The sequence below is a fragment of the Methylophilus sp. UBA6697 genome, assembly GCF_002454655.1.
Lineage (GTDB): Bacteria > Pseudomonadota > Gammaproteobacteria > Burkholderiales > Methylophilaceae > Methylophilus.
This window is the reverse complement of sequence record NZ_DKJH01000049.1, coordinates 46,795-66,883: the sequence shown is the minus strand read 5'-3', so window position 1 is coordinate 66,883 and position 20,089 is coordinate 46,795. Positions and strand designations below refer to the sequence as shown.

At 49.6% G+C, this 20,089-nt stretch carries 19 protein-coding genes; 11 read left to right on the top strand and 8 right to left on the bottom strand.

What is annotated here, in order from left to right; all coding sequences use genetic code 11:
• The first annotated feature begins 8 nt into the window (after positions 1–8).
• The 10 genes from B3355_RS13095 to B3355_RS13050 are packed head-to-tail and all read left to right on the top strand — an operon-like array spanning position 9 to position 10,553.
• Entirely contained in the window at positions 9–545 is a 537-nt protein-coding gene (locus tag B3355_RS13095; RefSeq protein ID WP_292784749.1) for a DUF2878 domain-containing protein, read from the top strand.
• Entirely contained in the window at positions 542–1,315 is a 774-nt protein-coding gene (locus tag B3355_RS13090) for a DUF1295 domain-containing protein (protein WP_292784746.1), read from the top strand. The genes B3355_RS13095 and B3355_RS13090 overlap by 4 nt, the downstream gene beginning before the upstream one ends.
• Entirely contained in the window at positions 1,308–1,940 is a 633-nt protein-coding gene (locus B3355_RS13085) for a DUF6134 family protein (protein ID WP_292784743.1), read from the top strand. Before B3355_RS13090 ends, B3355_RS13085 begins: the two co-directional genes overlap by 8 nt.
• A 38-nt stretch (positions 1,941–1,978) precedes the next feature.
• Positions 1,979–2,473, top strand: a complete 495-nt coding sequence (locus tag B3355_RS13080) for a lipocalin family protein (RefSeq protein WP_292784740.1) — start codon at positions 1,979–1,981, stop codon at positions 2,471–2,473.
• A 38-nt stretch (positions 2,474–2,511) separates the two neighbouring features.
• A complete protein-coding gene (locus B3355_RS13075; RefSeq protein ID WP_292784737.1) occupies positions 2,512–3,459 on the top strand; it encodes an acyl-CoA desaturase in 948 nt (315 codons plus the stop codon).
• The gene (locus tag B3355_RS13070; protein ID WP_292784734.1) at positions 3,456–4,703 is read left to right on the top strand and encodes an NAD(P)/FAD-dependent oxidoreductase; all 1,248 of its coding nucleotides are present in this window, start codon (positions 3,456–3,458) and stop codon (positions 4,701–4,703) included. Before B3355_RS13075 ends, B3355_RS13070 begins: the two co-directional genes overlap by 4 nt.
• A complete protein-coding gene (locus tag B3355_RS13065; protein ID WP_292784731.1) occupies positions 4,700–5,476 on the top strand; it encodes a DUF1365 domain-containing protein in 777 nt (258 codons plus the stop codon). The genes B3355_RS13070 and B3355_RS13065 overlap by 4 nt, the downstream gene beginning before the upstream one ends.
• 2 nt (positions 5,477–5,478) lie before the next feature.
• Positions 5,479–6,765: an SAM-dependent methyltransferase gene (locus B3355_RS13060; protein WP_292784728.1), complete on the top strand. Its 1,287-nt coding sequence runs from the start codon at positions 5,479–5,481 to the stop codon at positions 6,763–6,765.
• A gap of 33 nt (positions 6,766–6,798) precedes the next feature.
• The gene (mnmC, locus tag B3355_RS13055; protein WP_292784725.1) at positions 6,799–8,769 is read left to right on the top strand and encodes a bifunctional tRNA (5-methylaminomethyl-2-thiouridine)(34)-methyltransferase MnmD/FAD-dependent 5-carboxymethylaminomethyl-2-thiouridine(34) oxidoreductase MnmC; all 1,971 of its coding nucleotides are present in this window, start codon (positions 6,799–6,801) and stop codon (positions 8,767–8,769) included.
• On the top strand, positions 8,766–10,553 hold the full coding sequence (locus B3355_RS13050; protein WP_292784722.1) for a tetratricopeptide repeat protein: 1,788 nt from the start codon (positions 8,766–8,768) through the stop codon (positions 10,551–10,553). Before mnmC ends, B3355_RS13050 begins: the two co-directional genes overlap by 4 nt.
• Here the strand turns inward: B3355_RS13050 and B3355_RS13045 are convergent.
• On the bottom strand, positions 10,550–11,461 hold the full coding sequence (locus B3355_RS13045; RefSeq protein WP_292784719.1) for a DMT family transporter: 912 nt from the start codon (positions 11,459–11,461) through the stop codon (positions 10,550–10,552). The genes B3355_RS13050 and B3355_RS13045 overlap by 4 nt on opposite strands.
• Before the next feature lie 15 nt (positions 11,462–11,476).
• Here B3355_RS13045 and dapC point away from each other — a divergent pair, with 15 nt between their 5' ends.
• Entirely contained in the window at positions 11,477–12,667 is a 1,191-nt protein-coding gene (gene dapC / locus B3355_RS13040) for a succinyldiaminopimelate transaminase (RefSeq protein WP_292784716.1), read from the top strand.
• 66 nt (positions 12,668–12,733) lie between these two features.
• On the opposite strand, the gene B3355_RS13035 is transcribed toward dapC, so the two are convergent.
• From B3355_RS13035 to B3355_RS13005, 7 genes are all read right to left on the bottom strand, one after another.
• On the bottom strand, positions 12,734–13,249 hold the full coding sequence (locus B3355_RS13035; RefSeq protein WP_047517956.1) for a PEP-CTERM sorting domain-containing protein: 516 nt from the start codon (positions 13,247–13,249) through the stop codon (positions 12,734–12,736).
• 38 nt (positions 13,250–13,287) lie between these two features.
• Complete coding sequence (locus B3355_RS13030; RefSeq protein ID WP_047517955.1) at positions 13,288–13,776, bottom strand: FxDxF family PEP-CTERM protein; 489 nt, start codon at positions 13,774–13,776, stop codon at positions 13,288–13,290.
• Between the two features lie 363 nt (positions 13,777–14,139).
• A complete protein-coding gene (locus B3355_RS13025) occupies positions 14,140–15,585 on the bottom strand; it encodes a phosphomannomutase (protein ID WP_235273265.1) in 1,446 nt (481 codons plus the stop codon).
• Positions 15,572–16,984, bottom strand: coding sequence for a mannose-1-phosphate guanylyltransferase/mannose-6-phosphate isomerase (locus tag B3355_RS13020; protein ID WP_047517952.1), 1,413 nt, complete (start codon positions 16,982–16,984; stop codon positions 15,572–15,574). Before B3355_RS13020 ends, B3355_RS13025 begins: the two co-directional genes overlap by 14 nt.
• Before the next feature lie 32 nt (positions 16,985–17,016).
• Entirely contained in the window at positions 17,017–17,991 is a 975-nt protein-coding gene (gene galE, locus B3355_RS13015; RefSeq protein WP_081979354.1) for a UDP-glucose 4-epimerase GalE, read from the bottom strand.
• Between the two features lie 18 nt (positions 17,992–18,009).
• Complete coding sequence (locus B3355_RS13010) at positions 18,010–19,176, bottom strand: nucleotide sugar dehydrogenase (protein WP_047517951.1); 1,167 nt, start codon at positions 19,174–19,176, stop codon at positions 18,010–18,012.
• 43 nt (positions 19,177–19,219) lie between these two features.
• Positions 19,220–19,981 (bottom strand): WecB/TagA/CpsF family glycosyltransferase, encoded by a 762-nt coding sequence (locus tag B3355_RS13005; RefSeq protein WP_047517950.1) that lies wholly within the window; start codon positions 19,979–19,981, stop codon positions 19,220–19,222.
• Positions 19,982–20,089 lie beyond the last annotated feature (108 nt).

Sequence of the window (20,089 nt, the reverse complement as noted above, 5' to 3'; positions counted from 1 at the left end):
GATAAAACATGGCTTCTAACAAGTGGGTTGTATTTAATTTTGTGAGTTTCCAGCTATGGTGGTGGGCTTGCATATTATCTGCAAAGCCTGGTTTAGGTTGGGCGGTCTTGCTGTTAATGATTGCGGCCTGCTGTGTGCATTTGCAATGGATAGAAAGCTGGCGGCATGCCTTGCCCCTGCTGATCACAACCTTGTTAGGCTGCATATTGGACCAAATTGCTTACAACCTGGGTTGGCTAAGCTTTGAGCACCATCACACATGGCCAGCATTTATCCCGCTGTGGATGATTGCGTTATGGCTGGCCTTTTCCATGACGCTCAATGTCAGTATGCGTTGGTTACAAGGCAGAACAATACTGGCGGCCATATTGGGGGGGATGTTTGGTCCTTTGGCTTACCTTGGTGCACAGCAATTAAAGGTCATCGATTTGCCATCCTCTTCATGGAGCCTGCTTTGGGTGACGGTCGAATGGGCGGTAGCCATGCCTTTGCTGCTCTGGATACGTCGCAGATTTAATGAAACATTATCGACAGGGCCTACATGATTTACCAGTATGCATTGATTGCCATTGTGGTGTTCGCCCTCAGCGGCTGGTTACTGAGTTTTGCCACGCATCATTACAGCCATGTAGACAGCATGTGGAGCTTGTTTATGGCCATCACCGCCTATACCAGCGCCCTGTTTGCCCTTGATTTATCGTCACGCGCAGTATTAGCCCTTGTGGCGGTGACGCTATGGGCGCTTCGTCTCAGTATTTTTCTCACCTGGCGCAACTGGGGAGCAGAAGACCATCGCTATCAGACAATACGCCAAAATAATGAACCACACTTTTGGTTTAAGAGCCTCTATATCATTTTTGCCTTTCAGGCCTTATTGGCCTGGGTGATCTCTTATCCACTTTATGCCGCAGTGATTAGCCAGACGGCATTAAACCGGTTTGATCTGGCGGGAGCCCTGTTATTTTTGCTCGGCTTTTACTGGGAAGTCGTCGCTGATTGGCAACTGATGCAATTTCGTCGCCAGCCAGACAACCAGGGGGCCGTGTTGCAAACCGGGCTCTGGCGTTATAGTCGCCATCCCAACTATTTTGGAGAATGCCTGATCTGGTGGGGTTTTGGCCTGCTTGGCGTTGCCAGTGGCCATCCTTGGAGCTGGTTATCTCCAGTCATCATGACGTTTTTGCTACTGAAAGTCAGTGGTGTCAGCCTGATGGAGAAAACCATATACAGCCGTCGCCCAGGCTATGCAGACTATGTCCGCAATACCAATACGTTTATTCCCGGCTTGCCTAAAAAGGATAGCCCGGATGCATAAAACGCTCGGTATTGTGCCGCTCACGGCGTGGATGCTGGCAATGCCAATTGCCGAGGCTAAAGAGTGGTCTTTTGATGTTTGGCTCGACAAGCAGAAGATTGGCACGCATACCTTCTCTCTTGACCAGAACCGCTTGCAAAGCCGGGCTCGCTTTAAAGTCAAAGTGTTGTTTATTAATGCCTACCGCTACCAGCACCAGGCTGACGAAACCTGGCAGGGCCAATGCCTGAGTCAATTGACCGCACATACTGAAGAGAACAAAGAGATTACTGATGTCAGAGGCCAGCAGCAAGATGATCAATTTGTGATTGAACAAAAAACCGGCAGGCAGTCGCTGCCTGCTTGTGTGATGACTTTTGCTTACTGGAATCCAGAGATACTCAAGCAGACCCGTTTGCTTAACCCGCAAAATGCAGAATACCTGGACGTAACGCTCACCGATGAAGGTCGGCAGACCATACAGGTAAAAGGGCAATATATGGTGGCGCACCAATACCGTTTAAATGGCAAATATCAGGGCAAGGAAAAACTGAAGATCACGGTGTGGTATGACGAGCAACAGGATTGGGTGGCCCTGGAATCCATCACGCCTGAGGGTTATAAAATAATATATAAACTTATTTAATCAATATGTTAAAAATTTTATTTAAAGTGATTTGTATTATGAGTGTGTTTGGATTGACGGCATGCCAGAACTTGCCACCCATCAAGACCGTGCAACATGTGGACCTAGCACGTTTTATGGGGGATTGGTATGTCATTGCAGCGATACCAACATTCATTGAACGCGACCCTTACAATCCGATTGAGCAGTATCGCCAGCATGCAGATGGTTCAATTGCCACAACGTTTACCTTTAACAAAGGTGGCTTTGACGGACCGCTCAAAAGCTATCATCCAACGGGCTATGTGCTACCCGGGAGCGGTAATGCAGAGTGGCGTATGCAATTTGTCTGGCCATTTAAATCTGAATACCTGATTGCTTATTTGAGTGAGGATTACCAGCACACGGTGATTGCCAGAAACAAGCGCGATTATGTCTGGCTGATGTCACGTCAATCACGTATCGATCCAAAAACCTATGGCGAGCTGGTCGCCAAGATCAAAGCCATGGGCTATGACACCAGCAAATTACAGGTTTTTCCACATCAAAAATAAAAAGTAGCGGATGCATTAGTTTTGCGAGAGGGTGTGACATGCAACATAGATTTTCAGGCTTGCTATGGCGGCTGGTTGGCTGGTTAGATAATCACCGCTACCAACCGCCAAAAACAGCCAGTGCAGAGAGCATTGACTGGTGGCGCGTGCTGCCTTTTGTCGCCCTGCATCTTGCCTTGATGGCATTGTTCTGGGTCGGCTGGAGCCCTTTTGCGGTGATATTTGCCATCCTGATGTATGTGGTGCGCATGTTTGCCATTACCGGCTTTTACCATCGTTATTTTGCCCACAAGACTTTTCAGACTTCACGCATCGCGCAATTTATATTCGCATTGATCGGCGCTACTGCAGTTCAACGTGGGCCATTATGGTGGGCTGCGCATCATCGTTGCCATCACATGCATGCCGACCAGCCGCTAGATGTGCATTCGCCGCACCAGCATGGCTTGCTATGGAGTCACTTAGGATGGTTTTTAAGTCACGCCAACTTTAAAACGCAGCTTGATCGGGTGCGTGAGCTTAGCCGCTACCGTGAACTTTGCTGGCTGGACCGTTTTGATAGCCTGATTCCGATTGCACTTGCTGCCATTATTTACGGCCTTGGCGCGTTATTGCAAGCGCATGTTCCAGTCTTGCAGACCAGCGGCTGGCAGTTAATTGTCTGGGGCTTTGTGGTGTCTACCATTGCCCTTTACCATGCCACTTTCTGTGTCAACTCACTGGCGCACGTCTGGGGCAGCCGTCGTTATGCGACACGTGACCACAGCCGCAATAATTTACTCATCGCCATTTTGACCTTGGGTGAAGGCTGGCACAATAACCACCACCACTTCCCGGGATCAGCCAAGCAGGGGTTTTACTGGTGGGAAATTGACCTGACCTACTACGGGCTCAAGTTACTCGCTGCCCTCGGCATCATCTGGCAACTCAAGCAGGTTCCGCTAGAGATTCGGGCGCAGCATGCTAGCAAAGAGGATCGCGCATGAAGATCGCCATCATAGGTGGCGGCATTGCTGGCAATACCCTCGCCTACTCACTGCATAAACAACACCAGGTCACGCTGTTTGAAGCCAATGATTACCTGGGCGGCCATACCCATACGCATCAGGTCGACATTGCTGGTGAAAGTCATGTAGTGGATACCGGATTTATCGTATTTAACGATAAAACCTATCCTGAGTTTGAGCGCCTGTTGCGTGAAACGGGGGTCGCCTGGCGAGACAGCGAAATGAGCTTCAGTGTGCGTAACGAAGTCAGCGGCCTGGAATATAACGGAACTTCACTCAACAGCCTGTTTGCCCAACGACGTAACCTGTTGTCTCCGCGTTTCTATCGTATGGTCAAAGACATTTTACGTTTTAACAAACAATCACTGGCTTTGCTGGCCCCAGGCAACGAAATACGCCTGGGGGACTATTTGGATCAGCATGGCTACTCCACGCAATTTATCCGCGACTACATTATTCCCATGGGGGCGGCCATCTGGTCTACTGATGCAGAGCAGATGCTGCAATTCCCGGCACGCTTTTTTGTGCGTTTTTTCCACCATCATGGCATGCTCAGCATAGACCAGCGCCCGCAATGGCGAACCATCGTCGGTGGTTCAGCGCGCTATCTCGAAGCCTTGTCTTCAGGTTATCAGGATCGTATTCAGCTTACATCCCCTGTCCGTGCCGTGAAACGTCATACGCAAGGGGTCACCGTGATCACAAAAAACGGGCAATCCCAGTCATTTGATTATGTGTTTTTTGCCTGTCATAGTGATGAAGCCTTACAGATACTAGGCACTGAAGCCACTGATAAAGAGCGTGACGTGCTCGGCGCCATCCCTTATCAGGACAACACGGTTTTCCTGCATACGGATGCCAGGCTGATGCCAAAGCGCAAGCTGGCGTGGGCCGCGTGGAACTATCATGTGACAGCGACGCCGGTTGGTAAAGTACAAGTGACTTATAACATGAACATCTTGCAGGGTATCCGCTCCGCCGAGCCTTTACTGGTCACGCTGAACTACACAGAGGCCATTGATCCGGCAAAAGTGATCAAAAAGTTGCATTACCGTCATCCCTTATACACGCTGGCAGGCGCCAGGGCACAAAGTAGGCATGCCGAGATCAGCGGACCTCAACGCACAGCTTACGCCGGTGCCTATTGGCGCAACGGTTTTCATGAAGATGGCGTCGTCAGCGCATTAAGCGCGATTGAGCACTTTAAAGCGGCGACGACATGACCGAAGCCCGTACACCTGCTTTACATAGTGCGATTTATACCGGATGGGTCAGTCATCAGCGATTGCAACCTACATTACATGGCTTTCGCTACCAGCTGTTTATGCTGTATATCGATCTTGAAGAGCTGCCAACCTTATTCAAGAACACCCGTCTATGGTCTTACCTGACACCCAATCTGGCGTATTTCAGTCGCAAGGACTACCTGGGCTCGCCTGAAATACCGCTGGAAGTTTGTGTGCGTGACCTGGTCGAGCAAGAGACCGGGCAGCGGCCGCTGGGCCGCATCGGGCTGCTGACACATTGTCGCTACTGGGGTGTTTGCTTTAACCCGGTCAGTTTTTATTATTGCCATAACAGCGAAGGTGAATTACAAGCCATCGTCAGCCATATTACCAATACGCCATGGAAGGAGCGCTTTGCCTATGTGCATGCGGTGCAGCAAGGCGCGCCCCTGTTGTTCCAGTTTAAAAAAAACTTTCATGTCTCGCCTTTTATGCCTATGCAGATTGACTACCAATGGCAATTTTCGATACCTGGTGAGGCGCTCAGTGTGCATATGCAAAACTGGCAGCAAGATCAGGCCATGTTCTTCGCTACCTTGAAAATGCAGCGCCAGCCTTGGCAGGCCAGCGCGCTGAACCGCATGTTACTCAGCTATCCCTGGATGACCTTGAAAGTGATCTGGGGCATTTATTGGCAAGCACTGCGCTTATGGTTTAAAAAAATACCGTTTTATCCACACCCAGACCAGCGTACTCAACGCGGAGATTGATCATGACCACAGCCCCCTCCCCCCTTGCAGTATCCGCCGATACTTTAACCAAGCCATTAAAGTCCAAAAGTCGCGCAAAATGGGTGGCGCAGCTGGCAAAGTCGCAAGTACTCAAGCGATTGGCTGGCTTGGCAATAGGTCAGTTAACTTTGATTGACGGTGATGAGCACCATGTGTTCGGCCAAGCGGATACAGGTGGTCTACAGGCGACGATTACCGTGCATGATGCTCGCTTTTACGGTGAAATCGCCTTTGGCGGCAGCATCGGCGCCGGAGAAGCTTATATGCTCGGCTATTGGCAGGCAGACACATTAAGCAATGTTATTCGCCTGATGGTACTTAACCAGTCTGTGATGGATACCCTGGAGGGCGGCTATCAGTGGTTGACCAAGCCTGTGTTGAAAGTATTTCACTGGTTAAACAGTAATAGCGAAGCTGGCAGCCAGAAAAATATCGCGGCCCATTATGATTTAGGTAACGACTTGTTCAAGTTATTCCTGGACCCCACCATGATGTATTCGTCGGCCATGTTTGACGCTGATATCACCGACTTGCAAGCCGCTTCAGAGCGAAAATTACAAGTGATTTGTGATAAGTTGCAGCTTTCTCCTGCTGATCACGTTGTTGAGATTGGGACTGGCTGGGGTGGTTTTGCCATTTATGCGGCTAAACATTACGGCTGCCAGGTGACGACGACCACCATTTCCCAACAGCAGTATCTGCTGGCGCAAGCGAGGGTGCGTGAAGAAGGTCTGCAAGAGCAGATCACTGTGCTGAAACAGGACTACCGTCACTTGCAAGGCCAGTTTGATAAACTTGTGTCCATTGAAATGATAGAAGCCGTTGGTCATCAGTATTACGATACCTATTTCAACAAAGTGAGCCATCTGCTCAAAGCTGACGGTGTTGCGCTGATTCAGGCGATTACCATTGCCGACCAGCGCTATGCCAGTGCTATCGGTTCGGTTGATTTTATTCAACGCTATATATTCCCGGGGTCGAACATTCCTTCCAATACGGCCATGCTTACCAGCATAACGCGGGCGAGTGATTTACGGCTGGTGGATTTGCAAGACATAGGTTTGCATTACGCCACGACTTTACGCTTATGGCGCGAAAATTTTTTCGCGCAAATCGACGCCGTTCGGCAATTAGGCTATAGCGACACTTTTATCCGCATGTGGGACTTTTACCTGAGCTATTGCGAAGGGGGCTTTGCCGAGTGTGCCTTGGGGGATGTGCATCTGTTGCTGGCCAAACCTGGCTACCGGGCTGTCAAGCGGGTTTAATGGGCCGGTGCGGCGTGATACACTTGCCAACCTATGAGTACGCATGCAGTTTTAGAGTGGCGCGACGGCTTGCCCTACTCTACACAATTCAATGATGTTTATTTTTCAGTCAACCCGGATCATCCACAGCATGGGCTGGCTGAAACGCGCCATGTCTTTCTGCAGCACAACCAGTTAGAGGCAAGATGGCAGCAACTGCCGACTGACTGCCCCAGCCATTTTGTGATTATTGAAACCGGTTTTGGCAGCGGCCTCAATTTTCTGGCTACTCTGCAATTGTGGCGTGATACTGCGCCAGCCAACGCGCACTTGCATTTTGTCAGCATAGAAATCGCCCCGTTTACCTTGCAAGACTTGCAGATGGCACATGCACATTTCCCTGAACTGGCCGATATCAGCCAGGCTTTATGCCAACAATATCATTTATTGCAACCTGGGATTAACCAGCTGGAGCTGCCAGCATTCTCCACCAGTTTGACCTTGTATATTGGTGACAGCGAGCAGATTCTACCGCAGTTGCAACTACAGGCGGATGCCTGGTTTCTGGATGGATTCGCGCCAGCCAAAAATCCACAAATGTGGCAGCCTTATCTATTTGAATGTATGGCCAGATGTGCGCATCCTGGGACAACATTTGCCACGTTTACCAGCGCGGGACTGGTCAAGCGCGGTTTGCAGGCGGTTGGGTTCCAGGTTGAAAAAGCACGTGGGTTTGGCAAAAAGCGGGAAATGTTATGCGGCGTATGGCCGCTATCTGAGCAATGCCCCTCTTCTACTTCGTTGCCTAACGTGGCAATCATTGGTGCCGGTATTGCGGGTTGCAGTACCGCCTGGCATCTGGCCAGCTTAGGCTGCGAGGTACATGTGTTTGAACGTGCAGATCAACTTGCCAGTGGCGCCTCCGGCAATCCCAGGGGCATGCTCTACCCACGGTTGAATGCTGAAAAACCGCAAAACGATCAATTGGCGTGGCGTAGTTATAGTTTTAGCCTGCGTCACTATGCCAGCCTGAATTTGGGTGAGGATGGCTTTCAAAGCTGTGGTTTGTTACAACTGGGCAGCAATCCTCGCGAGCATAAACGGGTACAGAAAGTGGCCAGCCGATATGCGCATTTAGGCATGCTGCAACAGCTGGATGCAACACAGGCCAGTGCACAGGCCGGGGTTAACCTGGCGCATGAGTGCCTGTATTTTGCAGCTGGCGCCTGGGTAAATCCGACCGCAGCATGTGCACGCATGATAGCCCATCCCAATATCACGCTGCATCTTCAGCAAGATATTTGCCAATTAACTTCCCAAAAGCAAGGCTGGCAGCTAGCCAATCACACCGGAACAATCAATGATTATTTTGATGCCGTGATTGTCTGTAATGCCGCAGAAGCCGCCAGCTTATTGCCAGAAAGCGGCATGTGGCTAAATCCGGTGCGTGGCCAGATGGGCATGATTGCCGGGCAGGCGTCTATGCAATCGCTCAAGGTGATTTTATGCGGGGACGGTTACCTGACACCACTTTCTCAAGGCCAGCATGCCATGGGGGCTACTTTTGCACCAGGTGATAGTAGTACAGAGCTTCGCGAACAGGATAATCTGAGCAACCTCGATATGGTGAGCAGGTTAAGTCCGCAATTTGATCGTGCAAGCAGTGCAGAAGTTACTTTTGCGCGCGCATCGTCCAGGTGTGGTTCTCCGGATTATTTGCCTTATGTCGGGCCTGTGCTGGCGACAACAACGTTTCATGCTCAACATGCGCCGATCAACGATTTTGCCGCGCTACCAGCGCCACAAGGCCTATATGTGCATGTTGCGCATGGCAGCAAAGGTTTGATGACTGCGCCTTATTGTGCAGCCATGCTGGCCAGACGCTTGTTAAGCGACTTTGGCACCAGATTGCCACAACTGACCGAAGACAGTTTCTGGCACGGTTTGCATCCACAGCGTCATTTGTTTAAGCAGCTGGGTTGGAAGTCTTTGCTTAATCCTTTTACTGGGCAGACGTCAGCATGAGTGCGAGTATTCAACAGTTAAAACAGCAGTTAACGCGCACGCCGCAAGATCCTGAGTTGCATTATGAATTGGGGCGGCATTACCTGGCACTCAAGCAAGCCGAGGATGCTGAACAGGCTTTTCTTCAGGCATTGCAATGGGCACCCGATCACCCGCAAATATTGATGCAACTCGGCAATGCGGCCAGTTTGCGCGGGGATGAGTCGGTCGCTGCCAACTATTTCAGGCAATCGCTAGCGCAAGATGCACAACAGGCTGATGTACATTTCAACCTGGCCAATAGCCTGCGTAAACTAGGTGAGAATGCGCTGGCGATTCAACATTACCAGCAGTCACTTGCGCTGGCACCTGGCGATGCAGAGTGCCATAACAACCTGGGCAATGCTTACCGTGAGCAAGGCCAGCTAGACTTGGCTGTGGCTGCCTATGCACAGGCCATTAAACTTGATCCGCAGCTACTGCATGCCAAAGTACACTGGATTCATCAAAAACAGCATATGGCCGACTGGCAAGGTCTGGATGCCGCCATTGCCGAAGTGCGCGCTGCGTTAGCACAATCCCCACAGGCGCAGATCCCGCCATTTGCATTTTTGGCGATGCCGGGCACCACAGCGGCTGAGCAACTGGCGTGTGCAAGCAACTGGGCACAACTGCATTATGGCCATATCCAGCCCTTAGCCGCCACACAACAGTCTAGCCAGCCAGAAAATCAGCAGCGCATTAAAATTGCCTACCTTTCTTCTGATTTCCGTCGTCACCCCCTGGCGTATTTAGTCACAGACGTGTTTGCGGCGCACGACCACCAGCAATTCGAAGTGTTTTTATATAGCAACAGCAAAGACGATCACTCAAGCGAACGCCTAGCCTTGCTTGCCGCCGCCAATCACTGGATAGACATCACCAGCATGCCTGATGTGGCAGTCGCCGCACATATGCAACGCATGGGGATTGATGTGCTGGTAGATTTAACCGGCTATACGCAAAATAGCCGTAGCGGCATTGCCGCCTACCGCCCTGCCCGCACTCGCATTAACTGGCTGGGTTATCCAGGTAGTATGGGAATGGTCAATGGTCAGCCGCTGTTTGACGCCATGATTGTGGATGGCACATTAAATGACGTGGTTTTGGCCGAACAGCCTGTAGTGTTGCCATGCTACCAGGCAAACAATGCACAACGCCCCATGGCTGAGGCTGACACGCGCAAAGCGCATGGCCTGCCTGAGCAGGGGTTTGTATTTTGTTGCCTGAACCAGAGTTTTAAAATCACGCCTGATGTGTTTGCCAGTTGGATGCGCATTTTGCAGCAAGTGCCAGGCAGCGTATTGTGGTTATTGCAATGTAACCAGTGGGCAACACGGCACCTGCAAGCGCAAGCAAAAGTGGCTGGCATTGCCGCCGATCGATTGATTTTTGCGCCACGCACCAGCATTGCGCAACATATTGCCAGGCAACAGCATGCCGATCTGATGCTGGATACGGCACCCTATAACGCGCACACCACCGCCAGTGATGCTTTATGGCAAGGGATTCCCCTGCTCACGGTGGCTGGTGATACCTTCCCGGCACGGGTCAGTGCCAGTTTACTCAAGCATATCGGGCTGAATGAATGCATCTGCGCCGATTGGACGGCGCTTGAACAGCGCGCTATCACTTTAGCGCATGATGCAAGCGCACTGGCATTGCTCAAGTCCAAAGTGAAAAGCCAGGCCGGTGTGCTGTTTGAGCCGCACACATTCTGCCTGCAATTGGAGCAGGCTTATCGGCAATTGCTGTCTCGTGCTTAGTCAGACTCGCCAACGCTGACTGACAAGATGCCTGCGGCAATAATGCAACAGCCGCCTATCATTTCCATCACAGACATGGTTTCCTGCGCCAGAAAATAAGCGGCAATCGCGGCCACAATCAATTCGGACATAAACAACACTGACGCCTGGATAGCGGGTATTTTGGTCACGCCATATTGCACCAGCAAAGTCGCTGAAACCAGCAATAAGGCAATCACCAAGAAAGTGATGGTCACATAGGAGGTGAAGGTTGATGCCGTGATAAACGCCATGCCAGCGATGCCGGATTGCCAAAGTAATACCGCGAATGACAAGCCAAAGACACCCAGCCATACCAGCATGCCTTTGGCGGCAATCGTCAAATGCGTAGAAAAGCGGGTCATGACATTGGTTAAAGAAAAGCCTATACCGGCAGAGAGCGCCAGCCAGTCCGAGGTGGATTGCGGCCATGGCCACATCCATTCACCATTGGTCAGCATTAACACTGCGCCTAATAACGATAATGAAATGGCCAGTAGTTGCGGTTTATGCCAGGGCTCATGCAGCCAGACTCTCGCCAGCAATAAGGTCCATAGCGGCGACAGGTAGAACAGCAGCATCACTCGCATGACTTCACCATCAATAATCGCCAATACATAGGCCAGGTTGGTCCAGCCCGCGATCAGGCTCAGCCAATAGGCCGAGGCCGGGACTTGCAGTATGCAGTTGAATCGCCGCCAAAACAGCATGCCACCTATCAGCAACGCCAGGCTATAACTCAATAAACTGGATTGCACGCCAGACAAGCCGATATCGTTGAGCAAGCGGTAGGGATACCAGATAACGCCCCAGCATAATGCACCATAGATCAATGCCGCTGAGGCCGTATATTTTTGCCCGGAAGCTTTTTGTTTATGTGGCAGGCTCACTTATAATACACACCTATGAATCCAAATTTAAACCTACTTCAGCCCTATCCGTTTCAACGCTTGCGCGATCTGTTTCAAGGCCTGGCGCCTAACCCGGCGTTTAGTCCTGTAAACCTGTCGATCGGTGAGCCTAAACACGCCACGCCGAGTATCATTAGTGACGCACTCGCCAGCAACCTGGGAGGATTGGCCAGCTATCCTACCACAATCGGTGTACCGGCCTTGCGAGAAGCGATTAATCAGTGGCTGCAACGTCGCTACAACATTCCCGCCCTCAATGTCGATAAAGCGATTTTGCCGGTGAATGGCAGCCGCGAGGCCTTGTTTGCCTTTGCGCAGGCGGTCATTGATACCAGCGTTGCACAACAGCCAGTAGTTATTTCACCCAACCCGTTTTACCAGATTTATGAAGGTGCGGCCTTTTTAGCAGGTGCGCAGCCCTACTTTATCAACACCACGCCAGACAATGACTTTGTCATGGACCTGACACAAGTACCGGTCGATATCCTCAAGCGTACCCAATTGGTGTTTGTATGTAGCCCAGGTAACCCATCCGGTAAGGTCATGGATATTCAGGCCTGGAAAACCCTGTTTGAGCTGTCCGACCAATACGGTTTTGTGATTGCGTCAGATGAGTGTTATTCAGAGATCTATTTTGATGAGAATAATCCACCGGTTGGCGCATTGCAGGCAGCACATCAGCTAGGTCGCGACTTTAGCCGTGTCGTCATGTTCAGCTCACTCTCCAAACGCTCGAATGTGCCTGGCATGCGTTCTGGCTTTGTCGCAGGCGATGCAGATATTGTTGAGAAATTTGCCTTGTATCGTACCTACCACGGCTGCGCCATGAGCCCGGCAGTGCAAGCTGCCAGTGTAGTGGCCTGGAATGACGAAGCACATGTGATCCATAACCGTGCGTTATACAGCGAGAAGTTCAGTGCAGTGACACCACTGCTGCAACAAGTCTGGCCACACACGCAGTTGCCAGATGCGGCATTTTATTTATGGATTAATACACAAAAAGATGACACCGTTGTTGCCAGGCAGTTGTATCAGGAGTTGAATATTACGGTGTTGCCAGGCTCTTTTCTGGCGCGTGAAGCGCATGGCCTAAACCCCGGCAAAGGCTTTATTCGTATGGCGCTGGTGGCGTCGACTGAAGAAACGATTGCCGCCGCCCAAAGAATAAAGGACTACCTCAAGTAATAAACATGTATTAAAACAAAAAAGCCGGTTGCAAATGCAAACCGGCTTTTTTATGGCAAGCAAAAATTAAGCAAATTTTCTGCGAGCAATCAAACCAATGATACCCAAACCAACCAGCATCAGTGCATTAGACTCTGGTTCTGGCACTGGCACTGTTTCGTGTGCAGTGAAAGTGAGCTTATTTGCCAAGGTGACATTCAATGCACCTGGATTAAACTTGAATACATAATCATTACCAGCGGCAATATCGATAAACGTAAACGTTGTTGTCGCACCGAAGGTTAACAGTGGAATATTGTAGGATGTGATTAAAGTATTTGAAGAGTTATACAGGCTGAAAGTAGAGCCAACACCAATACCCAGCAACGCTTTAAAGTCTACAGTGACCGTAGAGTCTGAGCTCAAGTCAAAGCTGTATAGGTCTGGCAACCAAAAAGCACCAACCTGTAACAAAGACTGATCAACCACTGGACCATCATTCAGGTTACCCAGATCAGTCACGTTTGTGGTCGCAAACGCCTGATGTGAAAAACTGATGGCAGAGATTAATGCCATAGATCCCAACACATTAGATACTTTCATACCTACTCCTCAATTAAAAAAACAAGAAAACTTTATAATTAGGCAGAATGTGATTTACGCAAAGAGACCAGACCCATCATGGTCAGGCCAACCAGCATCAACAAGCCCAGATCTGGTTCAGGTACTGGAGTGGTCACATTAAAGCTTAAAAAATATTGTCCGCCGCTAAAACCATCAGCCGTGCCTGAGACACGTAATTGGTAAGCGCCAGGCGTCAGGATCGATGGCGTTGTTAACAAGTTGTTGTCAACATCGTACAGGCCATAAGTAAAAGTGCTATCCACGATATTGTAGGCAGCGTCAGGCATTTCAGTAATAAAGTAAGAAAGTGAGGCTGGTACTTGAAGGTCAAGATCAAACACATCATTAAATGTGAAGCCGCCAATCACACCTGCATCGCGGTTAACAACACCTAGCAGATCTGTGGTGCCATAACTCAAAGTCACATTGGTCGCTTGCGCATAGCCAGTGAAGGCAATCATTGCCGCGGTGACAATTGATAATTTTTTCAGCCAATGCATGAACATGGTATTTCTCCTCAGTACAGTTAATTATTAGCCATCTTATTATTTAATTCGGCTATTTTATATAGCCCATATTGGCCAATTACTTCATTTTTATTTATTTGTTGTTTATCTTTAAAGCAAAAAACAGACCAGCGCAAGTGAGATCGTTTAACAGGCTGATTTTATTAGTATTTTTACGCTTGTAACAATAAACCAACTAGGATGGATGCATGAATTGCACCACTTTTCAGAACGAAATGTTTGTAATGCACCATTTCAATGCATCTATTTTACTCGCGTCTTGGGGAAAGTAGCAAAGCAATTTGTCAGAAATATGACAATCGTGTCGATATTTCTGACCTTGGAAGCGGCTGATGGCCGATTTTATAACTGGCTAAGCTGTTTAAGGACGGTGTTTACCAATGCGTGCGAAGTGGGCGCAGCATCGGTTTCGACATAACACCTGAGCTCCGGCGCGTTACCTGAGGGGCGTAAATGAATAATGTTGCCGGATTGGCACATCACTCTCAGGCCATCTGTTGTATCAACACTAGAAGCAGCCTCATCCAGATGCAGGGCCTTTAGCATTTTATCTACTGCACCAGACCAGTTTTCAAGCAATGCCTTACTTTTTTCGGTGGCAAAATTTTGCAGGCGATCACTGGCCGTATAGCGTTGCGGTAATGCGGCCACCAAAGCGGAGAGTGGCTCATTTTGCCGTTTTGCTTGTGCCAGTAAGCACACCACAGGCAATACCGCATCACGGGTTGCTAGTGGTGCTAATGTTGGATAGGCGGGAACGGTTGTTCCCAATAAAAAACCGCCGTTGGCCTCAAAGCCGGCCACGCTGCTGGCGCCATTTTTTTGCAATGTTTCCATCCCGGCGATCACATAAGGCGAACCAATACGCGTGCGTGTAACTTGCTGAAATGCACCACTGGCCTCAATGGCGGTATTGCAACTGACAGGAACAGCCAAATGCGTGATATTGAGTGCTTTGGCCGTCAGTAGCCCAACGATATCGCCGCGCAACCACTGTCCTTGTTCATCACTCATCAACGGCCGGTCACCATCGCCATCGGTTGAAATAATCGCGTCTACGGTATATTCCCTGGCCCAGTCCAATCCCTTTTGCATATCTTCGACAGAAACTGCCTCGGTATCAATGGGGACAAAGGTATCCGAGCGCGCCAGGCAAATGACTTCTGCGCCTAACTCGCGCAGCAATTGCGGCACCAAGTCGCGGCCAACGCTTGAGTGTTGGTACACTGCCAGCTTTTGGCCAGCTAAGGCGCCCTCACCCAGCAAATCTTTATAGCGTTGGAGATAGGCATTTTTGGCCGTCGAGTTTTCTGCAGCTAATGCAGATGACGTTCCAGTAAAAGGCTGCAACTCGGATGCCAGCATCGCGCTTTCATCGGCTTTGCTGATTTCACCGTCTGGACGATAGAACTTGAGGCCATTACGGTCGAAAGGAATATGACTGCCTGTGACCATGATGCCAGGTATATGTTGCGTTTGTGCAAACAAGGCTAGCGCCGGTGTGGGGATCGCCCCACAAAAAATAACCTCCAGGCCTAGCTGTTCAAGCATGCAGGCACAAGCGGCTGCAATCTGCGGGCTGCTAGGGCGCAGGTCAATGGCAATGGCCACTTGTTTAAAGGCAAAGGTCTGCCTGACTGTCTGGATAAAGGCTTGTGTATAAGCCGCGCATACTTCGTCTGTCATGGCGCTCACGAGTCCACGGGCGCCACTGGTGCCAAAAGCCACACCACTTTGCTGCATCACTGCTTGCAAAACATTGCTACCTGACATATTAGTTGCGGCCATACGTATCTTCGTAACGCACAATATCATCCTCGCCCAGATAACTGCCGGATTGCACTTCAATCAAATGCAAAGGCAATTTACCTGGATTTTCCAGGCGATGCGTTGATCCAATCGGGATATACGTAGACTCGTTTTCGGTAAACAACTTGGTTTGACCATCGACGGTAATCATCGCCGAGCCACTCACCACCACCCAATGTTCGGCGCGGTGATGATGCATTTGCAGCGACAGTTTTTCGCCAGGTTTGACCATAATGCGCTTCACCTGGAAGCGCTCGCCAACGTCAATGCCCTCATACCAGCCCCATGGGCGATAAACACGTGGATGTACTTGGTGCTCGGTACGGCCACTGGCTTTGAGGTGGTCGACAATGTTTTTGACATCCTGTGCACAGTCTCGATGCGCTACCAGCACCGCATCGCCGGTTTCTACAATGAGCAAATCCTCTACGCCGACTGCGGCGACAAATCTATGCTCGGCACGTATCAATGTATTTTTGACATTCTTAAGAAAGACATCGCCACGGGCGGCATTGCCTACTTCGTCATTCGGCAGAACGTCTTTTAGCGCGGTCCAGGAGCCGACATCATTCCAGCCCATGCTGGCAGGCACCACTGCTGCTAGTTTGGTTTTTTCCATCACCGCATAGTCAATTGAGTCTGAGGGTGATTCAGCAAATGAGGCTTCGTGCAGGCGCACAAAATCCAGGTCTTTGTAGCTCTGCTCAACGGCTTTGGTCACCGCATTCAACATTGCCGGCGCATATTGCTGTAACTCACCCAGGAAAACTGCAGGTTTAAACAAAAACATACCGCTATTCCAGTTAAAGCTACCGGCATCCAGATATTGCTGCGCTGTTGCCGCATCTGGCTTTTCAACAAATCGGGCCACTTCATAGCAATCATCAGCAGTATTTAATGCATTGCCAGACTGAATGTAGCCATAGCCTGTTTCAGGGTGTGTGGGCGCAATGCCAAAAGTCACCAGCTTGCCCTGCTCTGCTGCGACGCTGGCTCGGCGTACTGCGGCTTCAAAAGCGGCGACATCGGTGATGACATGGTCTGCAGGCAGCACCAGCATCAAGACATTTTTTTCTTTTAACAATAAACTGGCGGCAGCGATGGCTGGCGCCGTATTTCGTGCAATCGGTTCCAGCACAATCGCTTCTGGCGTTAAGCCTACCTGACGCAATTGTTCCGCCACCAGAAAGCGATGATCATTACCGCAAACGACAATGGGTGATTCAATCTCGGCCCAGCTGGATAAACGTAACAATGTTTCTTGCAGCATGGTGTTTTCACTGACCAATGGCAATAACTGCTTAGGCAACACTGCGCGCGATAATGGCCACAATCGCGTACCAGAACCACCAGAAAGAATCACTGGAACAATTTTCATCTTTATCAACCTTATACCTAATTTTGAATGCGTTAATTTAACTGCTTGAGTTCCCACTGCCATGCATGTGAGACGATGGTGTCCAGCGCAGTATAGGTCGGTTGCCACGCCAATATGCTTCTGGCACGCTTGGCATCAGCCACCAGTCTGGCCGGATCCCCTTCACGTCTTGGGCCGTTAATCACTGTGACCTGTTTGCCTGATACCTTTTGTACGGCGTCAATCACTTCCTGTACTGAAAATCCTGAGCCATTCCCCAGGTTGAAGCGATCACTGCTGCCGTCTTTATTTAAGTATTCCAATGCGGCCAAGTGGGCAGCGCATAAATCCACAATATGGATATAGTCGCGAATGCAGGTACCATCGGGGGTGTCGTAATCACGGCCAAATACCTGGATATTGTCGCGTCGACCAGAGGCTGCCTGCAGAATTAAAGGGATCAAGTGGGTTTCCGGATCATGACGCTCCCCCAATTGCCCCTCAGGGTCGGCCCCGGCCGCATTAAAGTAACGCAAACAGACCGAGCGCAGATCAAATGCTTTGTCATAGTCGGCCAGCACTTGTTCTATCATCCACTTTGACCGCCCATAAGGATTCAATGGGCGATTAGGATGCGCTTCATCAATAGGCACGTAGTCTGGCTCGCCAAATACTGCTGCGGTCGATGAGAAAATGAATTTCTTCACTTCAAATTGCAACATGGCATCTAGCAGGTTCAGCGTATTGGTCACATTGTTGCGGTAGTAGATGTCTGGCTTGCGCACAGACTCACCCACCTGGATATAAGAGGCAAAATGCATGACCGCCTCTGGCTGATGCTGCTTAAATACTTGGGCCAGGCATGCTGGGTCTGCCAAATCACCTTCAACAAAGGTGCCACCTAGCACTGCATCGCGGTGACCACTGGACAAATTATCCAGTGTGATCACCTCGTGGCCGGCGCCCAGCAACATTTTGACCATATGTGAGCCAATATAACCTGCCCCACCTACTACTAACACTCGCATAGCGTATTCCAGAAATGATTAATCACTGCCAAACAAGTCGCGGGTATACACTTTGTCTACCACATCAGCCAACTCTTGGGCTTGCCTGTTGGCAATAATAACATCCGATATTTGTTTGAACTGGTTGAGGTCTTTAATCACTTTAGAGTGAAAGAACTCGCTTTCTTCCAGCACGGGCTCATATACGACCACCTCGATACCCTTACCTTTGATCCGCTTCATAATCCCCTGGATCGAAGAGGCCCTGAAGTTATCTGAACCAGCTTTCATGATCAAACGGTAAATCCCCACTACTTTGGGTTTCTTCTTGATAATGCTATCGGCGACGAAATCTTTACGCGTGGTATTCGCATCCACAATAGCGTTAATCAGGTTTTGTGGCACTTGTGAGTAGTTCGCCAGCAACTGCTTGGTATCTTTAGGCAAGCAGTAGCCACCATAGCCAAAGGATGGGTTGTTGTAGTGATTACCAATGCGTGGATCCATACACACACCTTCAATAATCTGGCGGGTATTCAGGCCATGCGTCTCGGCGTAGGTATCCAGCTCGTTAAAGTAAGCCACGCGCATGGCAAGAAAGGTATTGGCAAACAGCTTGATGGCTTCAGCCTCAGAGCTGTTGGTCAGCAAAATGGCCGCATCCGGTTTCAGGCAGTTGTCTTTGAGCAGGTTGGCAAATTTTTGTGCGCGCTCGGAAACTTCGCCCACCACAATGCGTGAGGGATACAGGTTATCGTAAAGGGCTTTACCTTCACGCAAAAATTCCGGTGAGAAAATCAGGTTATTACAATTGAGCTCGGCGCGAATTTTTTCTGTATAGCCAACAGGAATCGTCGATTTGATTACCATCACTGCATCAGGGTTGATGGCCATCACATCTTTAATCACCGCCTCAACAGATTTTGTATTGAAGTAATTAGTTTCAGCATCGTAATCCGTCGGCGTGGCGATGACCACAAACTCGGCATTGTTATAGGCTTCGTTTTTATCGGTGGTCGCTTTAAAATTCAATAATTTATTAGCTAAGAAATCTTCAATTTCACGGTCAACAATCGGTGATTTTTTTTGATTCAGCAGTGCCACTTTTTCCGGCACGATATCCAGTGCAACCACCTCATTTTTTTGAGCCAATAATACGGCCAATGACAATCCTACATAACCAGTACCAGCAATTGCAATCTTCACAGCGGCTCCTTCATTTCTAAACTAAATCTTTGCGCGACAACAATTATTTTTTCAACCACTCACGTATAAACAGCTTGGGGAAAATAATGGCATCGACTAAATATCTTTTTACCAGGCGCTTGGGCTCAGAGCACATTCTATGTAGCCACTCCAGGCCAAATTTGCGCATCCACATCGGGGCTCTGGGTTTGTTGCCGGCCAGAAAGTCAATGGTAGCACCGACACATAGCGCCACTTTGACAGGCAGCTTATGTGCATATTTATCAACCCATATCTCTTGCTTGGGCGCGCCCAAACCGATGACCAGCAAATCTGCTTTGGCATCCGCCACAGATTGGCAAATGCGATCACAGTACGCGCTGTCTTTTTCAAAACCAAAATCAGGGCTCAGGATGCCGACCACTTCGACCACTGGCCATTGTGACTTGATATTGGCTGCAGCAATCTCACCTACTCCAGGCATGGCACCCAGCAGGTATATTTTCAGCGGCAGATTTTTTTGCTGAAACCGCTCAAAAATATTCGGCACCAGGTCACTGCCAGGGACTGTTTCAGGCAATGGTTTACCCAGAATTTTTGAAGCCAGTACGACCGGCTTACCGTCTGCCACCACCATGGCGGCATGGTCATAAGCTTGTTTAAAAGCGGGATTTTTTTCAAGTTGTACAACGTGGTCAACGTTCGGGGTGACCACATATTTACAGTCATTGCCACCAAATTGCAGCCACTCCTGTAACACATCAATTGCGCCATTCATTGAGAACTTGTGAATGGTGATTCCAAACATTTCTATGGTATTTGACATAAACAGCCTGAGACCCAACAAGGTTAATTATGTTTGTGAACAATTACGTAGGTTTACGTAAAAAATTATGATTATTTTTTCAGTCGTACGTGAATAAAAAAAGAACCT